This window comes from Spirosoma litoris (assembly GCF_054776755.1).
This window is the reverse complement of sequence record NZ_BAAHBI010000046.1, coordinates 20,458-45,248: the sequence shown is the minus strand read 5'-3', so window position 1 is coordinate 45,248 and position 24,791 is coordinate 20,458. Positions and strand designations below refer to the sequence as shown.

Genomic DNA, 24,791 nt, shown 5'->3' with positions numbered 1-24,791 from the left:
TACGCATATAATCATTAAACCGATCAATAAGCCGATTTAATGGTATTGGCTAATAAGGATCGGTTTCGTTACCACGTGAAGGTTGAATCGCTTCCATAAGCTTATCGAACCAGCTCTTTTTGGGTGGTTCAACAGGATCTGGCTGCTTAACTCCGCCAATAGGTTTACCGGTCGAACCTCCGCCAATGGGGTAAACGGGTCTGCCACCTGAACCGATAGGTTGATCTTCTTCCTTATAAGCCCGATTTGGGTCGCTGATAAACGAAATACGGTTGTCGATTGTCTTATAACCTGCCCATACCAGCCCTACTGCGGTAGCATAAGCGGGATCGCCAACCAGGTCAGCACGGCCATTAGGCTCCAGATGTTCCGGAAAACCTACCCGCACTTCTTCAACTCCCGTTACACGTCCAAAAATATGTTCGACGCCCGGAATCAAGGCCGATCCACCTGTGAGTACCAGACCGCCCAGCAGTTTGCCATCGTAACCCGACCGAATAATTTCAGCTTGAACCAAAGCCGCAATTTCGCGGAGCCGATCTTCAATGATGACGGCTACATTTTTCAATAACACGTCTTTCGGCTTGCGATTACTGAGACCGGGAACAGCAACAACCTCGTTTAGATTGTATTCCCCAGGATTTGCGCTACCAAATTTCTTTTTAAGCAACTCGGCCTGATTCGGTAGAATTTTACAACCTGCCTGAATATCAGACGTGAGGCTATTACCTGCCCAAGGGAAAACGGCAACATGGCGAAGGACATTCCGATAATAGATAGCCATTTCGGTAGTACCTCCTCCAATATCGACCAGCGCAACGCCAGCATACTTTTCCTCGTCGGTCAGAACGGCCAGGCCAGATGCCAGCGCCGAGAGCATCATTGTATCCTGCGCCAGATTGTTGCGCGTAATACATTTGCGGATGTTTCGGGCTGCGTTTGCCTGAGCGGTAATTAATTGAAAATCAGCGCCAAGTTTGACGCCGTTTCGACCAACGGGTTGATTGATATTCGTCTCCGTATCGACCACAAAATCCATTGGCAAGACATGGATAATTTCCTTGTCGGCCGGAATGGACGTGCGGTACATGTCATTCAGCAGGTGATCAATATCTTCAGTCTGCACTTCATCGCCCGATGACGAACGGGTAATACTCCCACTCGATTTCACCGACGTAACGTGTGAACCACTGAAACTGACATTTACTAAATGAATGTTCAGGTTAGATTGGTTAGATGCCTCTGCTACAGCTCGCTTAATAGCATTCACTGTATTATTGACGTTCACAACAGACCCTTTGGCAACTCCATCGGTTAGATTCGTCTCGCCAACGCCCAATACTTCGAGCGTTTCCTGTTCTTTATTATTACGAATCAACCGTCCGGCCACCGCACACACCTTGGTGCTGCCAATGTCCAGACCCACTACAATTTTTTCGTCCATGCCCGTTGATGTCATTGGCAAACTATTTGATTTCGGTACTGAACGCTTACCCGGCTATAACGATCCCATCCTTTGGCTGGTAAAACGTCCGTATAGACTAATTTTAATTTCTTAAACTTGGCATCTAGTTCGGTAGGTGGGCCAAATTCAATCTGATGGTTGCCCATCTGTGGCCACATGATTACCTCCCCTTGTTCATCAACTGATAATTCAGCAATTTGTGCACGCCAGAATGGATCGTCATGTATTCGTTTTAACAAATTCAACAACGGCTGATTTCGTTCACTAGCCAACGAACGGTTCTGAGCGAAATAATTGCCGGTCAGAATTGGAACGCGGGCTGAATAATTCATCGAGATCGGGAAAAAATTACCATCCTCGCTTACATACTGTCCAGATACCATCCGCGCTCCATCGCCATTGGTTACTAACCGAGCCAATGGCCTGGGTTGTTCAATCACGACGAGTAAAGTACCCTCTAGGTCACGAGAAATTTGACAATTTTTTACTAATCCATGTTGTTTTAACCTTTTTTCTAGCCGACGCAGGTCAACATCGGCATAGTCTTTGCCAATAACTGGATCTGCTCCTTCATTGGTCAGGTAGCCTATAGCGTCTCGGCGAGTCAGAAAACGGTATCCATCAGTCTGATTGATCCGTATTTCTACTGCTTTAACGTGCTTCTGTCCATGCCGAATTTCGGTAAAAGCAATGAGCCCAAACAGACTCAAAAGCCCTCCAAAGGCGAACAACCACTTTTTGGATGATTTAAAGGTAGAAAACATCTGTAAATAAGATGAATTGTTTTTCAGTTATTTTATCTATTGGTATGTTACGATAGATTTTAATGTAGGCAACAATTGGTCAATATCTCCCGCTCCGATGGTTACAAGCAGAGAAGGCTTCATTTTCCGGACAACGTCGGGTAATTCAGCTTTGGTGCATTTTTGTTTACTTTTCGATTGTACGCTCCGAAAAATCAAGTCGGAGGTAACACCTTCCATCGGTAATTCGCGAGCTGGATAAATATCCAGTAAAATTACGTTATCTGCCAGCGATAAACTTTCGGCGAAACCGTCGGCAAAATCACGAGTACGACTGAATAAATGCGGCTGAAAAACCGCTGTCAATTCACGATCTGGATACAGCGCTTTCACCGATGACAAAAATGCCTGTACTTCGGCAGGGTGGTGCGCATAATCGTCGATGAGCACAGCGTCGTCCGTTTTGACAATATACTCGAACCGCCGACGAACACCTCTATAGGTACTTAGCGCCGAACGAATAGCCTCGGGTGATACACCAACTTCCAGCGCTACGGCCCCTGCTGCAACCGCATTTTCGACATTATGGAAGCCGGGTACCATTAGTTGGATATCGGTAATAATTCCGTTTGGGTGAACCAGATCGAATACAAAAGTAGCCTGTTCGATTCGTAGATTCTGGCTGTAATAATCACCCGTTTTGAGAGAATACTGTCGAACCTCGGCTTTTGTTTTGTCGGCCAGCGATAAACCCTGCTTCATAAACAAAACGCCATCAGTTTCGATCTGGCTGACGAATTTGCTAAATGACTCGAGCACGGCATCGTGGGCCCCATAGATATCCAGGTGATCGGCATCGGTTGAGGTGACGATAGCATAAGTCGGGAACAGTGTCAGAAATGATCGATCGAACTCGTCGGCTTCGACCACACAAACCACTGAACGCAGATCATCGGCAGGCTCGTTAAGCAGGAAATTCGTGCCGTAATTATTCGTAATGCCACCCAAAAAAGCCGCACAGTTTACCCCCGCATCACGCAGAATATGCGCTACCATCGATGATGTTGTGGTTTTCCCGTGGGTACCGGCCACACCAATGGTCGTCATCTGACCAGCCAACAAACCCAGAACCTGAGATCGTTTTTGGAGGGTAAAGCCCTGTTCGGTCAAGTAAATGTACTCTACGTGCGTTTTAGGAACGGCGGGTGTGTAAATGACTAACGTCTCGGCAGGGTTTTCTCGAAAAGCGGCAGGTATCTGATCAACATCTTCCGTGAAATGAATCGTCATACCTTCCGCTTCCAACGTGTCCGTTAACGCAGTTGGTGTTTTATCGTAGCCCGCTACCGTGTAGCCGTTAACCCGAAACCAACGGGCCAGGGCACTCATGCCGATACCACCGATACCAAGAAAATAAATGTATTTAAATTGATCTAATGTCATTTTCTGGGGGAGGAAAGGGAGGAAGGAGAAAAAAGGAATATGCAAATCCTCCTTTTCGTCCTTCCTCCATTTTCCTTATTTCGTTAATTTAATTACTTCGTTTGCAATGTCGCGAGCAGCATTGGGTTTCGCTAACGTTTTGATTTCGGTACTTAGTTGCTGGCGCTGTACTGGATCATTCAGCAAATTTAAGGCTGCGGTGACAAGTTCTTCACGAGCAGTCCGATCATTGACCAACAAAGCAGCTTTATGATCGACCAAACTCATAGCATTCTTGGTTTGGTGATCCTCGGCAGCCGTTGGCAAAGGCACTAATATGGCCGGTCGACCGACCAGGCATAATTCAGATACAGATAGCGCTCCAGCTCTAGAAACGACAGCGTCGGCAACCGCATACGCTTTATCCATATCGTAAATAAAATCGTAGGGTTTAATTAATGGCGAACCAAGGGTAGCTACAGCAGCTCGTGCCCGCTCAATGAAAGCTGGCCCTGTTTGCCAAACTACCTGAACGCCTGCTTCAACAAAACGTGAGAGTCCGCCTTCGATACTTTCGTTAAGCGTTCGGGCTCCCTGACTACCCCCTATAATTAACAACGTGGGCCGGTTAGCCTCAAGATCGAATAATTTCCGACCAGCCTCCACTTGCTGATCGGCAAATTGTATATCACTTCGAACTGGGTTGCCGGTTAGTTTAATCTTATCAGCCGAAAAGAAGGCATCCATGCCTGGGTAGGCAACACAAATGCGTTTTGCCCAGCGTGCCAGGACTTTATTAGTAAGTCCAGCGTACGAGTTCTGTTCCTGGATGAGCGTCGGAATTCCTTTTAAAGAGGCTGCTAGTAACAGTGGACCACTAGCATAGCCCCCTACACCTACGGCAACATCGGGCTGAAAGTCACGGACAATTTGTCGGGCCCGGAGCAAACTTCGGCTTAGTTTCAGGGGGAAACCAAGATTGGCCAACGTTAACTCTCGTTTTATCCCAACGACAGGCAAGCCCAGGATTTCATACCCTGCGCGAGGCACTTTTTCCATTTCCATTTTGCCTTCTGCCCCAACAAACAGAATTTTCGTTGTCGGGTCTATTGCCTTCAGCTCGTTGGCAATGGCAATGGCTGGGTAAATATGTCCGCCGGTTCCGCCCCCGCTGATAATAACTTTCATGTAATGATTTACGATGTACGGATTACGATGTACGATTTGTTCATCGTAACCGAGAATTTAAGAAGGATGATTCATTTCTGGATTTGAAAAACCAACTGTATACTCCAATGCTTCCTCTTTAACTATATACTTTTGACTATTGGCTTTTGATGTTTTACTAATCTTTGTGAAAATGGCTGTTAATTGATCTGCTTCACTCCAAATTGGTTGAATAACTTCATTAGAGAGTATATTTCCCTCCATAATTAATTCAAGCCAATAACATGATTCATCGGCTTCTTCTTCAACATTATCAATTTTTGATATGAAGTCAGCAGTTGATTTGGCCCGGCAGGCTGCTCTATAATTTGCACCAATAGCCGTTCCACTACGAATTAACTGATTACCTATGGCTCGGCCAGCACTTGTATTGGGTAAAAGACCAACTAAATTGATGACCATTAGCCCAAATTGCTTTGTTCGCTGTTTCAGTTCACTGCTATTCATATACTGATTTACAGTTTTTAATTTACGATTATCTGGACTGTTTCGTTAAAGTTTAAGGTATAGAAAGTTGCAGGTGTTTTCAGTAACAAATTCCCTACAGCAACCTATACATCATAATTCGTACCGCACGGGCGGCCCCGATCGTAAACCGTAAATCCCTATATTTTACTTTCATCGGCCTCATCACGGCTAACGCTGAGAACAATACCTATGGCTAAACCAGTGAATATCAATGAGGTTCCGCCCATACTTAATAAAGGCAGTGGCTGCCCTGTTACGGGGGCCAGACCAATAGCTACGCAAATACTGGCAAAGGCCTGAAACACAATGCTGAACGTAAGTCCTGCTGAGAGTAACCCCCCGAATGGACGAGTGGCTTTCTGAAGAGTTTTCATCCCTCGCCACAAAAACCATAAATAGGCAAGCACAACGGGGATGCCACCGAGTATAAGACCATATTCTTCGACAATAATGGCGTAAATGAAATCAGAAAATGGGTTCGGGAGTGTGTTTCGTTGATGGCTATTTCCGGGGCCCTGACCAGTCAACCCGCCATTCGCTAGGGCGATGTACGATTGTTCGACCTGGTAAAGAATAGTATCGGAGTCTGAAAAACTTTTAACCCGATTCATTGCCGTTCCTAATCGCTCACCTGCAGCCAGAGCGATACCGCCAAATACAACGCAAACAGCAATCATATACCCCAGATAGCGAACGGGGACCCGGCCAATGTACATCAGCAGGAAGCAGGTTGCCCCCAGCAAGAGAGCCGTAGATGTATTGGAAAGAATGATGAGCGAGCAAATAAGGCCTATCCACAGAATCAGATTGAACAACACCGTTGGGTCATTCATGAAACGTTGGCGTTTGGCTAGCATAGCTGCCAAATTAGAGATGAGCGCCAACTTCGCTAAGTCAGATGGCTGGAACGTCTGATTGATAATCGGAATCGTTACCCATCGAGAGGCATCATTTAACGTAGACCCTTTGAAAAAAGCCCATAACAATAAAGGCACTGACAGCCACAGTCCATATTTCGACAGTCGGGCGTAATACACATAGTTAATCTTATGGGCAAAGTAGGTACAGGCTAATCCAATGAGGAGCAGAGACCCGTGCTTTAGTAGAAAGACTTCTGTATTTCCGTCAAGTTCACGAAACGCCTTTGTGCCGGTTGCACTGTAAACAACCAGAACACTCATGATCGAGAGATACAAAACGATCCACCAGATTTGGCGGTCGCCTTTGAGGTTAGTACGAATCCACTCGCGGAGGGCCATGTTTTCTGAATGATGAATGATGAATAATGAATGATGAATGCAGCAGACCGAAATGCATTCATTATTCATCATTCATCATTAGGTTTTTAACCGCTGCTTTGAATTGGTTGCCACGGTCTTCGTAATTTTTGAATAAATCAAAGCTGGCACAAGCAGGAGAAAGTAGAACAACCTCCCCAGGTTTCGCCAGTTCAAGCCCTTTTACGACTGCATCGGTAATTGACTGTGTTTCGTAAATGACCGGTACTTTCGAGCCGAAGTACTCAACTAATTTATGATTATCTACGCCAAGGCAAATCAGCGCTTTTACTTTCTTGTCAACTAAGCTATCCAATTGACTATAGTCATTGCCTTTATCCTGGCCACCAGCTATCCAGACTGTCGGGACATCCATACTCGATAAAGCGTAGAAAACAGAATCGACATTGGTTGCCTTCGAATCATTGATGAATTGGACATCGTTGATAATTCCGGCTGGCTCAAGTCGATGGGCGGCATTCTGAAAGGTTTTTAACCCTTCTGTAATAGCCTCGTTTGTTACGCCTACTGACTGCGCGGCTAAAATTGCCGCCAGCATATTGATTGCATTGTGTGGCCCCTTCAGAGGAGTATCAGTTTGCGCAATTGTAAAAGAATGCCCTTTATTAACGGCTCTTAATTGCCCATCGGCTAAATAGCCATCTGTTGAAAGGGCTTTTTCTAATGAAATCGGTAACTGATTGACAACCGGATTTCGCTTGGCCAGTTCGTCTAGAATAGGCTGACTTTCTGCAAAATAAATGAAGTCATCTGTTGGCTTCGCGTTTTGCAGAATTCGGAATTTAGAGTCTACGTAGTTCTGGAAATTGTACTCGTAGCGGTCAAGATGGTCAGGTGTAATGTTTAATAACACCATTACATCAAGATGCGTCTTGTACATATCATCTAGCTGGAAACTACTTAGCTCCAATACGTAATAGTCGAATGTGTTGGAGATAACCTGCTCTGCGAAGCTGTCGCCAATATTACCTGCAAGCCCAACATTCAGTCCTGCCGTTTTGAGCAGGTGATAGATTAATAAGGTTGTTGTTGTTTTGCCATTGCTACCGGTTATGCCAATTAGTTTGGCGTTGGTGTAGCGGGCGGCAAATTCGATTTCCGAAATAATGGGTGTTCCCTGGGCCCGAAGTTTTTGAACTAACGGTGCCTTCTCTGGAATACCAGGGCTTTTCACGACTTCGGAGGCACTCAGAATGCGTTCTTCCGTGTGATATCCTTCTTCAAATGGGATATTGGCTGCCCGTAGCGTTGCCCGGTAGCTTTCTTTTAGTGCGCCTTTGTCAGATAAAAAGACCTCAAAACCCTTGGCTTGTGCCAGCAAAGCAGCACCTACACCGCTTTCACCTCCGCCAAGAATAACTAGTTGATGGACTGCCATAGTAAATCTATACTATTGGCAAAATAACGCATAAATGAAGAAGCCCCGACTATAGGCCGGGGCTTTTCAAGGAAATTTTGTAAAAAGATTTATTCTTTCGGTGCCATTGAATTTGATAGCCGGGCACGATTCGCCACTTTCACAATTAAGAAGACAACCCAGGCGATAAGTAAGAATTGAATAAATGTATTCAGGAAATTACCGTACCGAATGGCAACTTCGGGAGTTGTTCCTACCGCTTCTTTTAAGACAATCTTTAACTGACTGAAATCAATTCCTCCAAGTACTAAACCCAGTATCGGGTTGATAATATCCTCTACCAACGAGGTCGTGATTTTACCGAAGGCAGCGCCAATAATAACACCGACAGCCAAATCAAGTACATTGCCCTGGGCAATAAACGTCTTAAATTCGTTTAACATAAAGGCTAAGTTTTAAGAGTTGTACATACGATTTAAAGGAACACATATGTAAAGTATATACTATTTAGTTCAGATCAAAACCTACCAGGAAGTGGGTCTGTAGCCTTCACCGGATCTTTTTTCGTTTTGAATGAACTAATATTATACGACAGCCCAATCGCCAAGGTTTGCTGAATTTGTAGTGATGAACTAAAGTCTTTATTATAAAGTAAAATTAGACCGAAGGTTGTACTTAGATAACGGCTTGCTTTGGCCGTCATAATCAGATCGAGTCGGTGATTAATATTATCTAAGCTAGCATACTGTGTGAAAAGCTGGTAACGGGCATTTATTGCTACATTTTGGCTTATATTTTTATTCAGCGCAGCCTGAAGCTGAAAGGCCAGCCATTCTGTCCGGCTACTCTTGCCGGGGGCTACTCCGTAGGCGGTTTGGGTAGCATCAGGAACGTAGGTACCATCTGCCAATTGCCGTACCCGTACACTTTGGTCGGCTAAGAAAGTAAAACGCGGAGCTATGGGACTCATTCGGAGTGCGAACCAATCGTTGGGCTTATACGCTAAACCGGCAGCAATCGTAATTTGAGCAGGGGCGAAAAAGTTAGATACTTTTAGACGAGTTTGATCGGCAGGAAGTTGATCATAGCGATAACCGGGCGCAAAAAACGTATTGAACGTTCCAGAAACAAACAAATCCCATTTAGGCGCAATTTTATGGCCTACTACCGAAATAATCATAATTTGGTCGGCCGCTTTTCGGGTGTTACCTAATTGCGTAACATAGCCCAATTGCATATCTGCGGTATTATCCCAAGAGGTTTTCCCTTTTTCATAAAGGGCACGTGCTGCTATAACACCACCAATAGCAATTGAATTAACGCCCCCTCCAGACCAGTTACTAAACGAAGCCTGGTTAAAGTTGACTCCTCCACTAAAGGATCGCTGCCAATAGGATGTGTCGGGCTTAACCGCCACGATATCCTTAAAGTTTGTTGTGACTCGAACAGAGTCAGATGGTACCGTTTTGGGAGCGTCCTGAGCCAATGTATGACCCAGGCAAGCCCAACTTATAAGTACAGTTAGCGCACTTGTTTTCATAGCGTATTTTGTTATCCACCATCAGACTCCATAGATGGATTTTGGTAACAGCTATTTAGACCGATGCAGGCGTATCAAACACTTCTACTTTTTTCATTTGCAGTGTCTGGAGTGGAACTACAGTCGTTGTGTCGCCAGTGCGGAGTGTAAGCGAGAGATTATCCATTTTTATGATTTCGCCTTTTGCATCGTCGATCTGGATAATCTGCCCTTCTTTATACTTGTTCTTTGTGTAAAAAGAGGATAGAATATTTGCCATCAAATCGCGTGAGGCAATCCCATAACCAATTGCAAATGCGAAGATGACCCCACCAATAATAAGATTAAAGCTTGATTCAAGAAGTTCTGTGTTGATACCTGCCTGACCCAATGCACTGATGATTGTAATTACTAGAAAGAATACAAAGACAATCATGCTTAATAGCCTACCTGAAGCTATATTAAACGACTGGCAGACACTGACTACAGCTCCTCGTAATGTATCAGCCAGCAAAACGCCAACTTGTAACATAATGGCAGCTACAACCAGCTTGGGAATAAAATTTACCAGCGACGATACCATCTCGGTAATAGCAGCTACCCCCAGAGTTTCGGTGGCGGCTGTTATAAACATCAAAAGAATGTAGTAGTAGAGAACTTTAGCGATAATTTCGCTTAACTTGATTTCGGTTTTGAGCTGTTTTATAATACTGATTTCATTCAGCCGATTACCGATTTTATCGAAACCTACCCGGCCCAGAACCCGTTGAATAATATAAGCCGTTAGTCGGGCAACGCCAATACCAATAAGCAGGATAAGCATTGACCCAAATATGCGCGGTACAAATTCGACGAATTGGTTAATTAAATTCTGAAATGTATTCTGTACTACTTCTGCCAGTTTAGGAATTTGTTTCATAAAGGAAGGGTGGGGTCTTCAGAGGTTACGTAAGGTGGGTTCATCAAAGCAGATGCCAAATCGAATAAGTCGCCGATATACAGATCAACAATCGTTATAGCATTTCGAATTAAGTCGATTTCCGAAACGAGTTCTGTTTTTAGATTCGGTGGACAGATAGCATCGGACTCAAGTTGTTTAAATGGGTTTTGGTTTTCCATAATGTTAGGTTAACGAAAAGGCCAACGAATTGATAAAGCCATTTTAATGGCAACTAACAGCCAGAATACAGCCCCTTCCAGGTAGTGTTTGCGAAGTTTATCTCTGGACCGTTTAAGGCGCATCTTAACGGCACTCTCCGTTATACCATTTATATTGGCAATGTCTCGAATACTGATATCGTCCTGATATTTCATCAGGAGCATAGCCTGTTCATCGGGTGGTAGTTGATGGAGCGCACGTTCAAGCTGTCGTGCTTCCATTTCGGCCAATTCGGCTAATCCATCATCTGTTCCTGCATCCAATCGCTCCCAGCCATCATCCATGTAGACTTCCCGGCGCAGATTGTGCGATCGAAGTTGGTCAGTGCAATAATTATAGGTGATTGAATACAGCCAGGTTGAAAATTTAGCTTGTTCCCGAAAGCCACTAAGCTTAACGACTAGTTTCAAAAAAATGTCATGCGTTAAATCTTCAGCCCGTACAGGATCTTTCGTAAATGATAAACATTTCCTGTATACTTTGTCACAGTAACGTTCGTATAGTCGCTCAAAATAGACGTTCCGCTGTGTCTCGACATATTGCCGAACCAGTTCCTCGTCCGAATAATTTTCCATTTTTGTACGGCGCGGTGGATATTAAGACTAAAATTTTAATAAAAGTAACTGACCCATGAGTCCAATATTAGTAAAAAAAATGGTTACATATTCATTAGAGCAAAAGCTCGGCCAAATGGATACGCTTATATAGTAATTAAGTCTATTTTTTATTGTTTACTACTGATTATCATTTACGAACCGTTTGGAAAGTAAACGTTATATATTTCTATTTATCGTTAATATGGCTAACTATTTAATCGCTTAAGCTTCATTTTTAAAGCTTTTTTAACTTAAGAAGCTCCCCTCATAAATCACTAAATGCTGGATTGTTTTGCGATAGATGTTTTGTTGACTTATGCCAACAATCTTAAAGAGGTAGCTTAAGTTCTAAGCTCACGAGTTGACTAGCGTTAACAATGCCAGACTAATGAAATGGCCTTTAGAAAATGGGAATGAGCTATAAATGAAAATACCCAGCTATGCGGCTGGGTATTTTCATTTGTTTTGTATTGAAAGGTTAGCCGATAGCTACACGTTTGAAAGCAGATACGGTTAATCCCTTGCTGGTTTTCTCTAACAGTTGAGAAATAGTCAATGAACTATCTTTCACAAATTCCTGATTGAGCAGGGTATTGTCTTTATAGAACTTGTTCAGTTTACCCATTGCAATACGTTCGAGCATTGCTTCTGGCTTACCTTCCTGACGAGCCTGTTCTTTACCAATTTCGATTTCGCGTTCTACAATAGTAGCATCAACGCCATCTTTATCTAAAGCAACAGGTTTCATCGCTGCAATTTGCATGGCAATGTCCTTACCCACTTCAGTCACATCGGTACCATTGGTGTTAACAAGGCCAACTAAAACGCCAAGTTTACCATTCGAGTGGATATACGAAACAACTTTATCGGCCGAAACGATTTCGTAAGAGGCTACATCGATTTTCTCACCAATTTTACCCATCAAATCGGTAATGTGATCTTGCAATGGGCGACCGTCTGCCTGAGGAGTAGCTAACAGAGCAGCTTTGTCTGCAGCATCTGTAGCAACAGCAGTGCTCATAACGGCCATAGCTAGATTTTGGAAGTCGGCAACTTTCGATACCGGTTCTGTTTCACAAGCCAAGGCAATTACTCTACCTGTTGCACCATCTGGGCTAACATGGGCTAATACAATACCTTCGGCAGTTGCGTTGTCAGCCCGTTTATCGGCTATTTTTTGCCCCTGCTTACGCAGGATTTCTTTTGCTTTTTCAAAATCGCCATCAGCTTCGGTAAGGGCTTTTTTGCAGTCCATCATACCGGCTCCGGTCTCTTGCCGAAGTTTATTTACGTCAGCAGCAGTGATTGCCATAATAAAAGGGTGTTTATTTATTTAAACGCCAAAAAAAATTGGGAGTAGTAGAATTATAGTCTGAAATGGAATAGCCCATAGCGGCTGGCTACGGGCTATTTTTGATGTTGTAAAGTTTAATAGTTGTAGAGTTATAACGTTTTCATCTGCTGGAGAAAACACTATACAACTCTAGAACTTTACAACTCGTTTTTATGCTTCCTGCTCGCCTTCAGCAACAGCTGCTGGGGTAGCCTCAGCTTCAGGTTGAGTAGCTCCTTCAGCACGAGCCTGGGCCAGGTCTTCGTTCCGTTTCGCTTCTTCTTCTTCCTGAACGCGTTGGTCGTCTTTATCCTGTTTACGCTCCATTAGACCTTCTTCGATGGCCTTACCAATGGCAAGCGTAATCAGAGCAATTGACTTATAAGCATCATCGTTAGCCGGAATTGCGAAGTCTACTTCTTCTGGGTTCGAGTTTGTATCGCACATGGCAAATACAGGGATACCCAAACGGTGTGCTTCGGCAACAGCAATGTGTTCGCGCTTTACGTCAACTACGAACAGAGCAGCTGGCAAACGAGTCAGGTCGGCAATACCACCCAATACACGCTCCAGTTTCTCTTTATCGCGGGTACGAGTCAAACGCTCACGCTTGGCAATGCTCTTGACGGTCTCCTCGTCTTTCAGCATTTTGTCCAGCGTTTGCATTTTCTTCAGCGACTTACGGATTGTAGCGAAGTTCGTTAACATACCGCCCTGCCAGCGATCAGTAACGTAAGGCATTTTCAGGCGACGCGCTTCCTCCGAAACGATTTCCTGAGCCTGTTTCTTCGTAGCTACAAACATTACTTTCCGGCCCGAACGTACAATGCCTTTGATTGCATTACAAGCTTCGTCGAGCGCAGCTACTGTTTTATTGAGGTCAATAATATGGATACCGTTCTTCTCCATGAAGATGTATGGAGCCATCCGGGGATCCCATTTGCGCGTAAGGTGGCCAAAATGCACCCCAGCGTCTAATAGGTCTTTATATTCGATCTGTGCCATTTTCGTATTGAAAAATGAATGTTATAAAAAATACGCAGCACCACCCGTCGGCATCATCTAAGGGCAGTCTGGACAATTTTGCATGGGGCAGGGAGCGAAGGGCAGGGGAAACCATGCGCCAAGTACCAACCACCGCGCTGAATTAACGTTTCGAGAACTGGAACCGGCGACGGGCTTTTTTCCGACCTGGCTTTTTCCGTTCAACCATACGCGAATCCCGTGTCAGGAAGCCTTCTTTTTTGAGGGCAGGACGGAATTCAGCGTTCAGTTCAACCAGCGCCCGAGCAATCGCCATGCGAGTAGCTTCGGCCTGACCAGCCACACCACCACCACGAACGTTTACTTTTACGTCATAGCCACCTACACCGTTAACGGTTGCAAATGGTTGGTTCAGAATGATTTGCAGGACTTCGGTAGGGAAGTATTGTTTGTAATCTTTCCCGTTTACCGAGATGGCTCCGCTGCCCGCCGACATGTAAATGCGGGAGATGGCAGTTTTACGGCGGCCAATGGTATTAATACGATCCATTATGACTTAGAATTTAACTGCTGTTGGTTGCTGAGCCTCGTGCGGGTGTTGATCACCAGCGTAAACGTACAGGTTGGTGTACAACCGCCGACCAAGACGGTTTTTCGGTAACATACCTTTTACAGCATGCTCGATGATGCGCTCGGGATGTTTTTCGAGCAACAACCGGGGCGTCGCGAATCGTTGACCGCCAGGATAACCTGTGTGGCGAACGTAAACTTTATCGGTCATCTTAGCACCCGTCAGGCGGACCTTATCGGCATTGATGACAATCACGTTATCCCCGCAGTCAACGTGTGGCGTGAAGTTGGTTTTGTGTTTGCCGCGAATCAGGCGTGCGATTTGGCTGGCCAGCCGACCGAGCACTTCACCCTGAGCGTCAACCACAATCCAATCCTTCTGCACCGTTTCTTTGTTGGCAGAGATGGTTTTGTAACTGAGCGTATTCACTGTTATGGAGACTAATTGTTTGATTTATAATTGCTTACCCCTAATAAATATGGGTCCGTTCTGAAACGGGAGTGCAAATATAGGTGGTATTAGTCTGAAAAACAAGGGTATATAAAACTTTCCTTACCGAAGCTTCAGTGTCACCAATGCCAGAACGGCCAACATGATGCCTACGATCCAGAAGCGAGTGACGAGTTTAGCCTCGTGGTAACCTTTCTTCTGAAAGTGATGGTGTAAAGGCGACATGAGGAAAATGCGCCTGCCCTCGCCGTATTTACGCTTTGTATACTTGAAATAGCTGACCTGCATAATTACCGATACGAGTTCAACCAGGAAGATGCCGCAGATAATCGGAATCATCAATTCTTTTCGGATCGCCAGAAATAAAACGGCTATAACGCCACCAAGCATCAAGCTGCCCGTGTCGCCCATAAAAACCTGAGCAGGGTAAGAGTTATACCATAAAAATCCGACGCAGGCGCCCACAAAAGCGGCACAGAAAATCACCAGCTCCCCCGCATTCGGGATATACATGATGTTCAAGTATTGCGAGAAAACTTTGTTCCCTGACAAATAAGCTAATACGCCAATAGTCAGGCCGATAATAACGGAAGTGCCGGCTGCTAATCCATCAATACCGTCCGTAATGTTCGCTCCATTAGAGACCGCCGTAATAATGAAAATACAAATCAGTACATACACGATCCAGGTATAACTGTCCGGTACAAATCCGAACAGAAGCGAACTATAATCGAACTCATTATTTTTAACGAAGGGTACCGTCGTCAACGTGGATTTAATGTCGGTATAGATATCAGGTACGTTTGAGGTACTGAGGAGCCGGGGAGCGTATTTTCGGATTTTGACGTACTCATTAAACGATAACGTAAGGCCAACAATTAAGCCCAAACCCACCTGACCGACAACTTTGAACTTGCCTTGTAAACCTTCTTTATTTTTCTTGAAGACTTTAATATAGTCGTCGAGAAAGCCAATCATGCCTGTCCAGACAGTCGAAACAAGCGCCAGAACCACATAAACGTTAGATAGTTTAGCGAATAATAGAGCCGGAATCAACAAGGAAGCCAGAATAATAAAGCCACCCATCGTTGGGGTGCCTCGTTTTTGCATTTGCCCCTCCAGGCCAAGGTCGCGAATAGACTCGCCAATTTGCAGATTACGGAGTATGTCAATAATACGCCGACCAAAGACTGCCGCAATGAGTAGCGAAGTTATAACTGCACCGAGTGCACGAAAGGAAATATATTGGAAAACCCCGGCACCAGGGAAGTTGTAACGTTCGTCGAGAAACTGGAAGAGGTAATAGAGCATAAGTAATTGAGTGATTGAGTGATTGAATGATTGACCGGAGCGCCGGAGCGGTGATTAAATGACCTGTGTCACTCAATCACTCAATCATTCAATCACTCAATGGCAAAGTTACTGATTTCCGCGTTCTGAGAAAGCCTCTTGTAGCACGGCACGGTCGTCGAAGTCGTATTTGACCCCTTTAATTTCCTGATAGGTTTCGTGGCCTTTACCGGCAACCAGAATAATATCGTGGGGATGGGCGAGGGAAACGGCTTTGCGGATAGCTTCGTGTCGATCCTCAATAGTTTGTGTTTTTTTTACATCAACTAGAGGTACACCCGCCTGCATCTGTTCCAGGATTGCCATTGGTTCTTCATTGCGCGGATTGTCGGACGTCAGAATAACGCGATCGCTAAACTTGCAGGCGATTCCGGCCATAATGGGACGCTTGGCTGCATCGCGATTGCCACCACAGCCAACCAGGGTAATGATCTGCGGAAAATACCCTTGTTCATCAACCTGACGCAATTCATTAATCGTTTCCAGTACGTTTTGTAACGCATCGGGCGTATGCGCATAATCGACGATACCAACAATTTTAGTATCGGAAACAACCTGTTCAAAGCGCCCTCGGGGTGGTTTGATGCCTGATAATAAGGTTAATACATCGGTTGGCTCTTCGCCCAATAAGACTGCCGCGCCATAAACACTTAGCAGATTGTAGGCATTGAAGCGACCGATCAATTTAAACCAGACCTCGCTATCATCAACTAGCATATGAAGGCCAAACAAGCTATCGGCCAGGATTTTACCCTTGAAGGTAGCCAATGTTTGTAAGGAGTAAGTCTCTTTACGAGCTGCTGTGTTCTGGAGCATCACTAACCCACGCTTGTCGTCAACATTAGTTAACGCGAAGGCAGATGCTGGCAGTTGATCGAAGAATCCTTTTTTTGCCCGAATATAATTATCGAACGTTCCGTGAAAATCGAGGTGGTCGTGGGTAATATTCGTGAAAATGCCCCCTGCAAAATGCAAGCCCGCAATACGCTCCTGCACAACGGAATGTGAACTGACTTCCATAAATACGTGTGTACAACCATGCATGCGCATTTTCACCAGTAACTGATTCATAGTGATTGCATCGGGCGTAGTATGGGTGGCCGGAATCACCTCATCGTCAATCTGATTCTGAACCGTAGACAGTAATCCGCAGCGATAGCCCAGGGTGCGAAACAGTCGGAAGAGTAAAGTGGCAACAGATGTTTTGCCGTTCGTTCCGGTGACGCCCACAAGTTTTAGTTTCTGGGAGGGATGTTCGTAGAAATTTGCCGCAGCTAACCCCATCACTCGAGCCGAATTCTGAACCGCTACATAGGCTACAGATGGATCAATTTCGGAAGGCAATTCTTCGCATAGGATAGCGGCCGCTCCCTGACTAATAGCGGTTTGGATAAAGTTATGGCCATCAGCTACGGTTCCACGAATGGCAATAAACAAACTACCGGCCCCAACTTTGCGGGAGTCCATGGTCAGGTTGGTAATCTCGGTATTCATGCTGCCTGATGTAGCCAGCAGAGGAATTTTATAAAAGAGGTCTTTAAGTTGCATACGAATAGAACGAACAGAGTGCTCGTTTGGCGTTTGCAAAAAAACGGTTTGCGTGCGGGACTACCTAATTTGCGGGTCAAGTCCTTTCTATAAATTAGCCTAGTGTTAGCGTTATGGGCTTGCCTATTGTTTTTTCGATGCCTACCCCTGGCGAAACAGATTGCTCTTTAACTTTTCCACGACCTTCCACGGACACCCGGAAGCCCCGATTTTCGAGCAGGAATAGCGCGTCTCGTAGTGTTAATCCGCGTACATCGGGTACCTGATCGGGTCGGGTTGTGCGCGATTTCCAGCGCCCGCCTGATGATGACTCAACCCAGCCTTCGGTTGATGGCTCGTTGGGAATGTTCAGCGTTGAACTAATTGTGTGGAGATCATCTGCGTAGCCAGCCATCAAACCTGTTGTTGAGCGTGGGCTTGATGAGCGGGCCTTTATTGGCGAGTGTATACTGTAATCATAGGCTACAATCCGGTCGGCTACGGTTTTGAATACGGGAGCTGCTACGGCACCCGCATACAGTAAATCAATGTTTTCGCCTTGCGGGCTGTCGACTACTGTAACCATGCTGTATTTAGGGTTATCGGCTGGGAAATAACCAATGAACGATGTATAATATTTGCCTACCTGATATTTCCCATTGACGATTTTCTGCGCGGTGCCCGTCTTTCCGGCAATGGCGTAATAGGGGTTGTTGATGTGCTTCGCCGTTCCCTGAACAACCACACCCCGGAGTAATTGCTGGGCTTTGCGAATTGTGGCCGGTGAGCAGATCGCTTCTGGAGCTACGTAAGGCTTGTTATCTTCAATGATCTCATTGGCGAGCTTGATCTGTTTCACAATAACGGGGCGAACCCAGTGACCGTCATTGGCTACCGCATTGTAAAACGCCAGCATTTGCAAAGGAGTAATCTGCATTTCGTATCCGTAAGACATTGATGTGAGCGACACTTTGCTCCATCCCTTCATATCTGGGTTGCGTACAACGGGAACGGCTTCCCCTTTCATATGGATACCCGTTGGTTTTGTCAGGTGGAACTGACGGAGATACTGGCAATACAAGTCGGGCCGTCGGTAGAAATAACTGCGCATGAGCAAGTGAGTGCCAACATTGGATGACTTCTCGAATACCTGTCGAGCCGTAATTGTGCCATGACCAGCACGACTGGCGTCATGAATACCTAATCCATTGTAGGTTGTAGAGCCGTTGCCGGTAGCTACTAACTGATCGAGCGAAATAGCTTTCTCTTCCATCAACGCCATCATGGTGGCTAACTTGAACGTTGAGCCGGGATCAGTTCGATCGGCCAGCGCGTGGTTGAAATTTTCGACATAGCCATCACCCTGCTTGGTGAGGTTTGCCATCGCGCGGATTTCGCCGGTAGCTACTTCCATCACAATGACACAACCTTTGGCTGCATTGTATTTTTCCAATGCTGAACGCAGGGCCGATTCGGCCATATCCTGATAATTAACGTCGATCGTCGTGTACAGATCCATGCCGGGTTCTGGCGTCATATCAGGTCCATCTTCAACAGGTTTTCGAATACCTCCCGATAATACTTCGACTAGACCTACGGCATTTTTACCCGCCAAAGCTGGTTGGAAACTGGCTTCCAGACCAATCAGACCTCGATTAGTTTTAGCATTAAGGTTGCCAATGGTCCGCTCAGCCATCTGGCCATAAGGGTGATAACGCTCGTAATACGGGCGCAGAACTCCACCACGAGCAGCGACTTTGGCCGATGATCTGAAAAATGGCCATTTAAGCATTTCCTGCCGCTCCTTAAACGTAACCCGCCGACGGTTCAATAACAGGTACCGGCGTTTATGTTTGCGAGCGTTAATAATATCGTCTTTGTAATCATTGACAGACCGATCGCGATAAATCCGGGCGAGTAAAAGAGCCAGCGAATCTATTTTTTTATCAAAGTATTCAGGTTTCGCCATCGTTGGGTCAAGCCCGACAACGTAAGTTGGCAACGAAGTAGCCAGTAAGCTTCCATCGTTCGCATAGATGTTACCCCGCATGGCCGGAATAGTATCGCGACGGATTAACGTTTCTTCGACCCGAGCGCTATAGAATCGACCTTTTAAATCCTTCTTAAAGTACTGAACAGATACAAGGCGCACGATGATGCATAACGCGAGGGCAATGACAAAATAGAAAATGTGATTGGCCCGCTGAATAATGTCCTGTTTAATGTTCATCTGACTTGACGACGATTTTATGGGGTGGTGTTTGGCTATCGGCTAACCCAAGCTCAACAACGCGCTTGCTGATTTCAGACTGTTTACCACTTTTATTGAAATCTGCCTGTAACACAGTAAATTGAGAACGCAGTTCATCGACCTGTGTTTTGGTACGCTGAATACGTCGAACCAGTCGTTCGGCGTTGTGATTCAGGCCGATATAGAGAATGAGCAGAAACGTGACCCACAGAATGCGGTCGATATGCTGAATTGGCCAGGCATTATCCTCGCCGAAAAGCCTATCGAGGCCAATGGCGTCATTTAGCCAGGAGGCTAGTTTGAGTTTGCGCCGTTGCTGTTTTTGTTTAGCAACTCGTTCGGGCTGACGAAAGGTATTTTTAGCCATGGCTGGGTTAGGACACGATGGTACTACAAATAAACAAAAACATCGTTGCCTAACCGATACCCAATTTTTCTTTCACTAGAAAATTACTCTTTCCAGCGCCATTCGTTGGCAATCTGTAACGGTGTACGCAGGCCTTGTGTCACCAGATAATCGCGGGTTTGCGTATCGGTCTGGCGTTTTGTTGGAATGGCATCAGCATCAGCCAGCGCATACAAAAGCATCGTTGAGTACCGAACCGTATTTTTTAATTGGTCGGCGTTAACAAGATTCATGCGGTCGCAATTGGCATGATAGCAATCGAGTACTTCTCGGGCAAGATGGCCGTTCATTCCCACAACCGGAACCCCTTCGAGCATAAAAGGTTGGTGATCAGAGTGTAACCCAGCCTGATTTTGCATCTGGTTTGGAAATACGGGTTCGACTTGCTTCATCATCTCGCCAACCTCATTCAAAAATGCCACCATATCGGTACGGCCAAAGGCATTCAAACCCGTCGGGTCGTTCGTCATGTCGAGGTTCATCATGTAGCGAACATTGTCTAACTGACTCGATTTTTTCAGGTTTTCAACCATGGCCTTAGAACCGAGTAAGCCTTGCTCTTCGCCCATAAACAGGACGAATTCAATTGTCCGTTTAGGCTTCAATTTCAGGGCTTTAAACGTTCGGGCAATATCCATAACCGCAAACGAACCAATACCATTGTCAATCGCTCCAGTAGCCAAATCCCACGAATCCAGGTGACCGCCGACAATGATTTTTTCTTCGGGAAATTTCGAGCCTTTCAGGGTAGCGACTACATTTCGGGCCCGAATTTTTCGACTGGTATTCGTCATGTTAATCTGGGCATGAAACGGACCACGCTCTTCCTGCATCCAGGACCGCAGCGCTTCACCACTTTCATAGGAAATGCAGACCGATGGAACAGGAATTAGCTTGCCCGTAACCGAAGCCGTTCCCGTCAGTAACACATTGCCAGGAACTAAATTGACCATAATAACGCCCGAAGCGCCATACTGAATAGCCAGTGCTGTTTTTTCGGAGCGGTGTAAATTTCGGGCTCCTTTTGTTGGCGCAGCCAGACCAATATTAACCAGCGCGACTTTGCCTTTTAGTTTGCCTTTTAAAGCCGCAAAGTCACCTTCTAAGCCATTGCCTACATCAACGATCTCGCCTTCTACGTGTGCTTCAACGGGGGAGTGTGCCAGTGAGACGACGGGGACATCGCGGAAGTTGTCACTTTTGTTAGGAACAACAGAAAGCGTAACGGTATCGCGCATCCAGGCTTCTACCTCAAATGGCTCATAGCGAACCTCTTTGAAGCCATAAGACGATAATAAATTGAATGCATAAGCTTCGGCACGTGCGCCATTAGGACTGCCCGTTAGGCGGTGACCAACTTGTTCAGATGCGTTGGCAAGTGTTTCGTAGGCACGACTGTGCTCACTTACCTCTTTATTGATTCGCGTAAATGCCTTCTGAAAAGAAAGTTTGTTGGGGTAAAAAGCGGTTAGCGTACCGGCAGTACCGATACAGAACAGCACGAGCCTAAATCGGGGCACGTAAAATGTTCGGGCCATGAGAGGATGGGTAGAATTCTTGGCTAAAGATACAGAAAAGGCAACTGATTTCGATGCTGACTGATTAGACGCACGAACCTGCAAAAGCGTTCGGATAGACTGGCGAAAAAGTATAAAATTTATCTAAGTGACACCATTCGTGGTGTATTTTCTATTAAACGGGGCTCAATAAATCAATATTAATCAAGCTAAATGAAAAAGAGGCCTCTTAATGGCGGTTTTAGTTTAACCAATCTGCTGGTGTTTCATTGGTTTTAGTTGGACCGTTAAACGTCCGTCCAGCCAGTCAGGATCAATGCCGACTACATCAAAAACGCGATCCCAGCTTCGCTCGAAACAATGGGCCGCATCAGGAAAGGCTACTGACACCTCTAAAGCGCGTTCGTAGAACGATACGGGCTTTTGCTGCAAAAGGTTGCGATGAATAGCAAATTGGGCGCCCAGCACAAAGGTGTATAGAGGTGGCCCATCATTATCGAAAAGAGCACGATGAAACCCAACCAGATCGAGGCCGCGACCATCTTCATTTTTGCTCCAGGGCTGAAAGAGCCGCTGTCCCTGGTTGTCGTCGGTATCAATCAGGTGACCGAGCCAGTGGAATTCTTTATTTTTTAATACCAAAGCGTTGGCGGCCATATCTCGCAGCGTTTTTTTGAAATCGTACGCATGATCGAACGGTTTCCCCTGGCAAAAAATAGTCCATTCGGCTAAGGTGTCATAACGATTGACAATATGGTGCAGGTACGTATGAGCTTCTCGGCCAACATTAGGTAAAGGAATGACGGTATGCTCTGCTTCGCTGTCAGGGCCTTTGCTATAAACGGTTTTTTGCAAAGTAGCGGGGATGTTCCGAAGCCAGTTCAGGTTTTCGGTATAATGAGCAACAACAAGTTCAAGCATAGTTAACTTATAAGGTTTCAAAAATCGTATAGGTTTCGTTAATCATCCTCTATTTTTACTGTCGATCTTCCGAAACAAACTGAAACGACGTCCTTCTATGAAACGGACTTGTCTCTTACTTATAAATTTCCTCACGCTATACAGCATGACTCAGGCACAGAATCCAGCGATAACTCCGCCCAAAGCGGCTATCAAACCGAAAGAGTTGATTACAAACGGTCATAAGCGGATCGATAATTATTACTACCTCAACGAACGCGAAAATCCGGAGGTTATCAAGTACTTAAACGCTGAAAATACCTACCTCGATCAAGTATTGGCGCCTGTAAAAGATCTGCAAACCAAGCTGTTCGACGAGATGAAAGGGCGGATTAAGCAGCAGGATGAGTCTGTACCCTACAAGGAAGGCGCTTATTACTACTACAGCCGATACATTACGGGGGGCGAATACCCAATTTATTGCCGTAAAAAAGGCTCGCTGGAAGGCGCCGAAGAGATACTATTCGATGGCAACGTCATGGCCAAAGGGCATAACTACTATCAGCTCGGAGGGTATGAAGTGTCAGACAATGACGAGTTGGCCATTTTTGCGGAGGATACCGTTAGTCGGCGACTATATACCTTACGGATTAAAAATCTGAAAACAGGTAAACTCTATCCCGAATCCATCCCCGATACCGAAGGCGGTAGCTTTGCTTGGGCGACAGATAACAAGACACTCTTTTACATCAAAAAAGACCCACAAACGTTGCTCGGTTATCAGGTGTACCGGCATGTGCTGGGCACTGATCCGAAGGCCGATGTACTGGTCTACGAAGAGAAAGACAACCAGTTTTACATGGATCTGGGTCGCTCAAAATCAAAGAAGTACATCACCATTGGTTCCGATCACAATGGCGTTTCAACGGAATATCGACTTCTGGAAGCCAGTAAACCAACCGGTGAGTTCAAGGTGTTTTTACCGCGCGAAAAAGGACACGAATATGATATTGTTCATTATAACGACAAGTTTTACGTTCGTACGAACTGGAAAGCCGAAAACTTCCGGCTCATGGAAGTGCCGGAAGGGAAAACAACCGATCGGACTGCCTGGAAAGAGGTAATTGCCCACCGTCCTGATGTGTATTTGGCCAATATGGATGTGTTTGTGAATCACCTTGTTTTGGGGGAACGTAAAGCAGGGTTAACAAATATTCGGGTCATTAACCAAAAAACGAAGGCCGACGAATACCTCGATTTCGGCGAACCAGCTTATGTGGCAGGCATCGGCTATAATCCCGATTTTAATACGAATATCCTCCGGTATAGTTACTCGTCATTGACAACGCCTAATTCCACCTTCGACTATAACATGGATACGAAGGAGAAAACCCTGAAGAAGCAACAGGAAGTTTTGGGTGGCTTTGATAAGAACAATTACGTATCGGAGCGCGTGTACGCTACTGCTCGCGATGGGGTAAAGGTGCCCGTTTCGTTAGTGTATCGAAAAGGGACAAAGAAAGATGGTACAGCACCTTTGCTGCAATATTCTTACGGTTCCTACGGCTACTCAACCGATCCCGGTTTCAGTTCTACGCGCCTGAGTTTGCTCGATCGGGGTTTCATTTTCGCCATTGCGCACATTCGGGGTGGGCAGGAAATGGGTCGGCGTTGGTACGAAGATGGGAAGATGCTGAAGAAGAAAAATACGTTTAACGACTTTGTGGACGTGTCGGAATACCTGATTAAAAACAAGTACACCAGTGCCGATAAACTCTTTGCTATGGGCGGTAGCGCTGGTGGTTTGCTAATGGGTGCCATTATCAATCAGGCTCCACAACTGTATCGGGGCGTTGTAGCGGCTGTTCCCTTTGTAGATGTTGTTACAACGATGCTCGACGAGAGCATTCCGCTTACCACGGGCGAATTTGAGGAGTGGGGTAATCCCAAAAATAAGGCCTATTACGACTATATGTTGTCGTATTCGCCCTACGATAATGTTGAAAAGAAAGCCTATCCTAACCTGCTCGTAACGACTGGCCTGCACGATTCTCAGGTACAATATTGGGAGCCTGCTAAATGGGTGGCCAAGCTTCGGGCTTTGAAAACCGATACCAATCAATTGTTACTTCATACCAATATGGAAGCCGGTCATGGTGGTGCATCGGGCCGGTTCCAGGCGTTGAAAGAAATCGCGTTAGAGTACGCCTTTATCCTTAATCTGGTTGGGCAGCGCCAGTAACTTAAG

General features: G+C 45.6%; 23 protein-coding genes. 1 reads left to right on the top strand and 22 read right to left on the bottom strand.

Going from position 1 to position 24,791, the window contains the following annotated elements; all coding sequences use genetic code 11:
• Positions 1-49: 49 nt before the first annotated feature.
• The 22 genes from ftsA to ACYVGR_RS26780 form a co-directional block, all read right to left on the bottom strand.
• Positions 50-1,444 carry a cell division protein FtsA gene (gene ftsA, locus ACYVGR_RS26885; RefSeq protein ID WP_460962638.1) on the bottom strand — a complete coding sequence of 465 codons (1,395 nt, stop codon included), beginning with the start codon at positions 1,442-1,444 and terminating at the stop codon, positions 50-52.
• A gap of 11 nt (positions 1,445-1,455) precedes the next feature.
• A complete protein-coding gene (locus tag ACYVGR_RS26880; protein ID WP_460962636.1) occupies positions 1,456-2,229 on the bottom strand; it encodes a cell division protein FtsQ/DivIB in 774 nt (257 codons plus the stop codon).
• A 36-nt stretch (positions 2,230-2,265) separates the two neighbouring features.
• Positions 2,266-3,651, bottom strand: coding sequence for a UDP-N-acetylmuramate--L-alanine ligase (gene murC, locus ACYVGR_RS26875; RefSeq protein WP_460962634.1), 1,386 nt, complete (start codon positions 3,649-3,651; stop codon positions 2,266-2,268).
• A gap of 75 nt (positions 3,652-3,726) precedes the next feature.
• Positions 3,727-4,818: an undecaprenyldiphospho-muramoylpentapeptide beta-N-acetylglucosaminyltransferase gene (gene murG / locus ACYVGR_RS26870; RefSeq protein ID WP_460962632.1), complete on the bottom strand. Its 1,092-nt coding sequence runs from the start codon at positions 4,816-4,818 to the stop codon at positions 3,727-3,729.
• 57 nt (positions 4,819-4,875) lie between these two features.
• Positions 4,876-5,304 carry a four helix bundle protein gene (locus ACYVGR_RS26865; protein WP_460962630.1) on the bottom strand — a complete coding sequence of 143 codons (429 nt, stop codon included), beginning with the start codon at positions 5,302-5,304 and terminating at the stop codon, positions 4,876-4,878.
• A 158-nt stretch (positions 5,305-5,462) separates the two neighbouring features.
• Positions 5,463-6,584, bottom strand: coding sequence for an FtsW/RodA/SpoVE family cell cycle protein (locus ACYVGR_RS26860; RefSeq protein WP_182458910.1), 1,122 nt, complete (start codon positions 6,582-6,584; stop codon positions 5,463-5,465).
• 61 nt (positions 6,585-6,645) lie between these two features.
• Positions 6,646-8,001, bottom strand: a complete 1,356-nt coding sequence (gene murD / locus ACYVGR_RS26855) for a UDP-N-acetylmuramoyl-L-alanine--D-glutamate ligase (RefSeq protein WP_460962628.1) — start codon at positions 7,999-8,001, stop codon at positions 6,646-6,648.
• An 89-nt stretch (positions 8,002-8,090) separates the two neighbouring features.
• Positions 8,091-8,423: a large-conductance mechanosensitive channel protein MscL gene (gene mscL / locus ACYVGR_RS26850; protein WP_460962626.1), complete on the bottom strand. Its 333-nt coding sequence runs from the start codon at positions 8,421-8,423 to the stop codon at positions 8,091-8,093.
• A gap of 74 nt (positions 8,424-8,497) precedes the next feature.
• A complete protein-coding gene (locus ACYVGR_RS26845) occupies positions 8,498-9,520 on the bottom strand; it encodes a DUF3078 domain-containing protein (protein WP_460962624.1) in 1,023 nt (340 codons plus the stop codon).
• A gap of 55 nt (positions 9,521-9,575) precedes the next feature.
• Entirely contained in the window at positions 9,576-10,418 is an 843-nt protein-coding gene (locus ACYVGR_RS26840) for a mechanosensitive ion channel family protein (RefSeq protein WP_460962622.1), read from the bottom strand.
• Positions 10,415-10,618 carry a hypothetical protein gene (locus ACYVGR_RS26835; RefSeq protein ID WP_460962620.1) on the bottom strand — a complete coding sequence of 68 codons (204 nt, stop codon included), beginning with the start codon at positions 10,616-10,618 and terminating at the stop codon, positions 10,415-10,417. The genes ACYVGR_RS26840 and ACYVGR_RS26835 overlap by 4 nt, the downstream gene beginning before the upstream one ends.
• 9 nt (positions 10,619-10,627) lie before the next feature.
• Entirely contained in the window at positions 10,628-11,233 is a 606-nt protein-coding gene (locus tag ACYVGR_RS26830) for an RNA polymerase sigma factor (protein ID WP_182458904.1), read from the bottom strand.
• A gap of 499 nt (positions 11,234-11,732) precedes the next feature.
• Complete coding sequence (gene tsf / locus ACYVGR_RS26825; RefSeq protein WP_182458903.1) at positions 11,733-12,566, bottom strand: translation elongation factor Ts; 834 nt, start codon at positions 12,564-12,566, stop codon at positions 11,733-11,735.
• Between the two features lie 192 nt (positions 12,567-12,758).
• Positions 12,759-13,592, bottom strand: coding sequence for a 30S ribosomal protein S2 (gene rpsB, locus ACYVGR_RS26820; RefSeq protein WP_460962617.1), 834 nt, complete (start codon positions 13,590-13,592; stop codon positions 12,759-12,761).
• 142 nt (positions 13,593-13,734) lie between these two features.
• Positions 13,735-14,121, bottom strand: coding sequence for a 30S ribosomal protein S9 (gene rpsI, locus ACYVGR_RS26815; RefSeq protein ID WP_093825819.1), 387 nt, complete (start codon positions 14,119-14,121; stop codon positions 13,735-13,737).
• 6 nt (positions 14,122-14,127) lie between these two features.
• Positions 14,128-14,571, bottom strand: a complete 444-nt coding sequence (rplM, locus tag ACYVGR_RS26810; protein ID WP_182458901.1) for a 50S ribosomal protein L13 — start codon at positions 14,569-14,571, stop codon at positions 14,128-14,130.
• Between the two features lie 123 nt (positions 14,572-14,694).
• Entirely contained in the window at positions 14,695-15,903 is a 1,209-nt protein-coding gene (gene mraY / locus ACYVGR_RS26805; RefSeq protein ID WP_182458899.1) for a phospho-N-acetylmuramoyl-pentapeptide-transferase, read from the bottom strand.
• 108 nt (positions 15,904-16,011) lie between these two features.
• On the bottom strand, positions 16,012-17,490 hold the full coding sequence (locus ACYVGR_RS26800) for a UDP-N-acetylmuramoyl-L-alanyl-D-glutamate--2,6-diaminopimelate ligase (protein WP_460962614.1): 1,479 nt from the start codon (positions 17,488-17,490) through the stop codon (positions 16,012-16,014).
• A 94-nt stretch (positions 17,491-17,584) separates the two neighbouring features.
• Entirely contained in the window at positions 17,585-19,699 is a 2,115-nt protein-coding gene (locus ACYVGR_RS26795) for a penicillin-binding protein (protein ID WP_460962612.1), read from the bottom strand.
• On the bottom strand, positions 19,689-20,087 hold the full coding sequence (locus tag ACYVGR_RS26790) for an FtsL-like putative cell division protein (protein ID WP_182458897.1): 399 nt from the start codon (positions 20,085-20,087) through the stop codon (positions 19,689-19,691). The genes ACYVGR_RS26795 and ACYVGR_RS26790 overlap by 11 nt, the downstream gene beginning before the upstream one ends.
• Positions 20,088-20,170: 83 nt before the next feature.
• Positions 20,171-21,664 carry a M20/M25/M40 family metallo-hydrolase gene (locus tag ACYVGR_RS26785; protein ID WP_460962609.1) on the bottom strand — a complete coding sequence of 498 codons (1,494 nt, stop codon included), beginning with the start codon at positions 21,662-21,664 and terminating at the stop codon, positions 20,171-20,173.
• Positions 21,665-21,889: 225 nt separating this feature from the next.
• Positions 21,890-22,564: a DUF3431 domain-containing protein gene (locus ACYVGR_RS26780; protein ID WP_460962607.1), complete on the bottom strand. Its 675-nt coding sequence runs from the start codon at positions 22,562-22,564 to the stop codon at positions 21,890-21,892.
• 145 nt (positions 22,565-22,709) lie between these two features.
• On the opposite strand from ACYVGR_RS26780, the gene ACYVGR_RS26775 reads away from it, so the two are divergent.
• Positions 22,710-24,785, top strand: a complete 2,076-nt coding sequence (locus ACYVGR_RS26775) for a S9 family peptidase (RefSeq protein ID WP_460962605.1) — start codon at positions 22,710-22,712, stop codon at positions 24,783-24,785.
• The last annotated feature ends 6 nt before the right edge of the window (positions 24,786-24,791 follow it).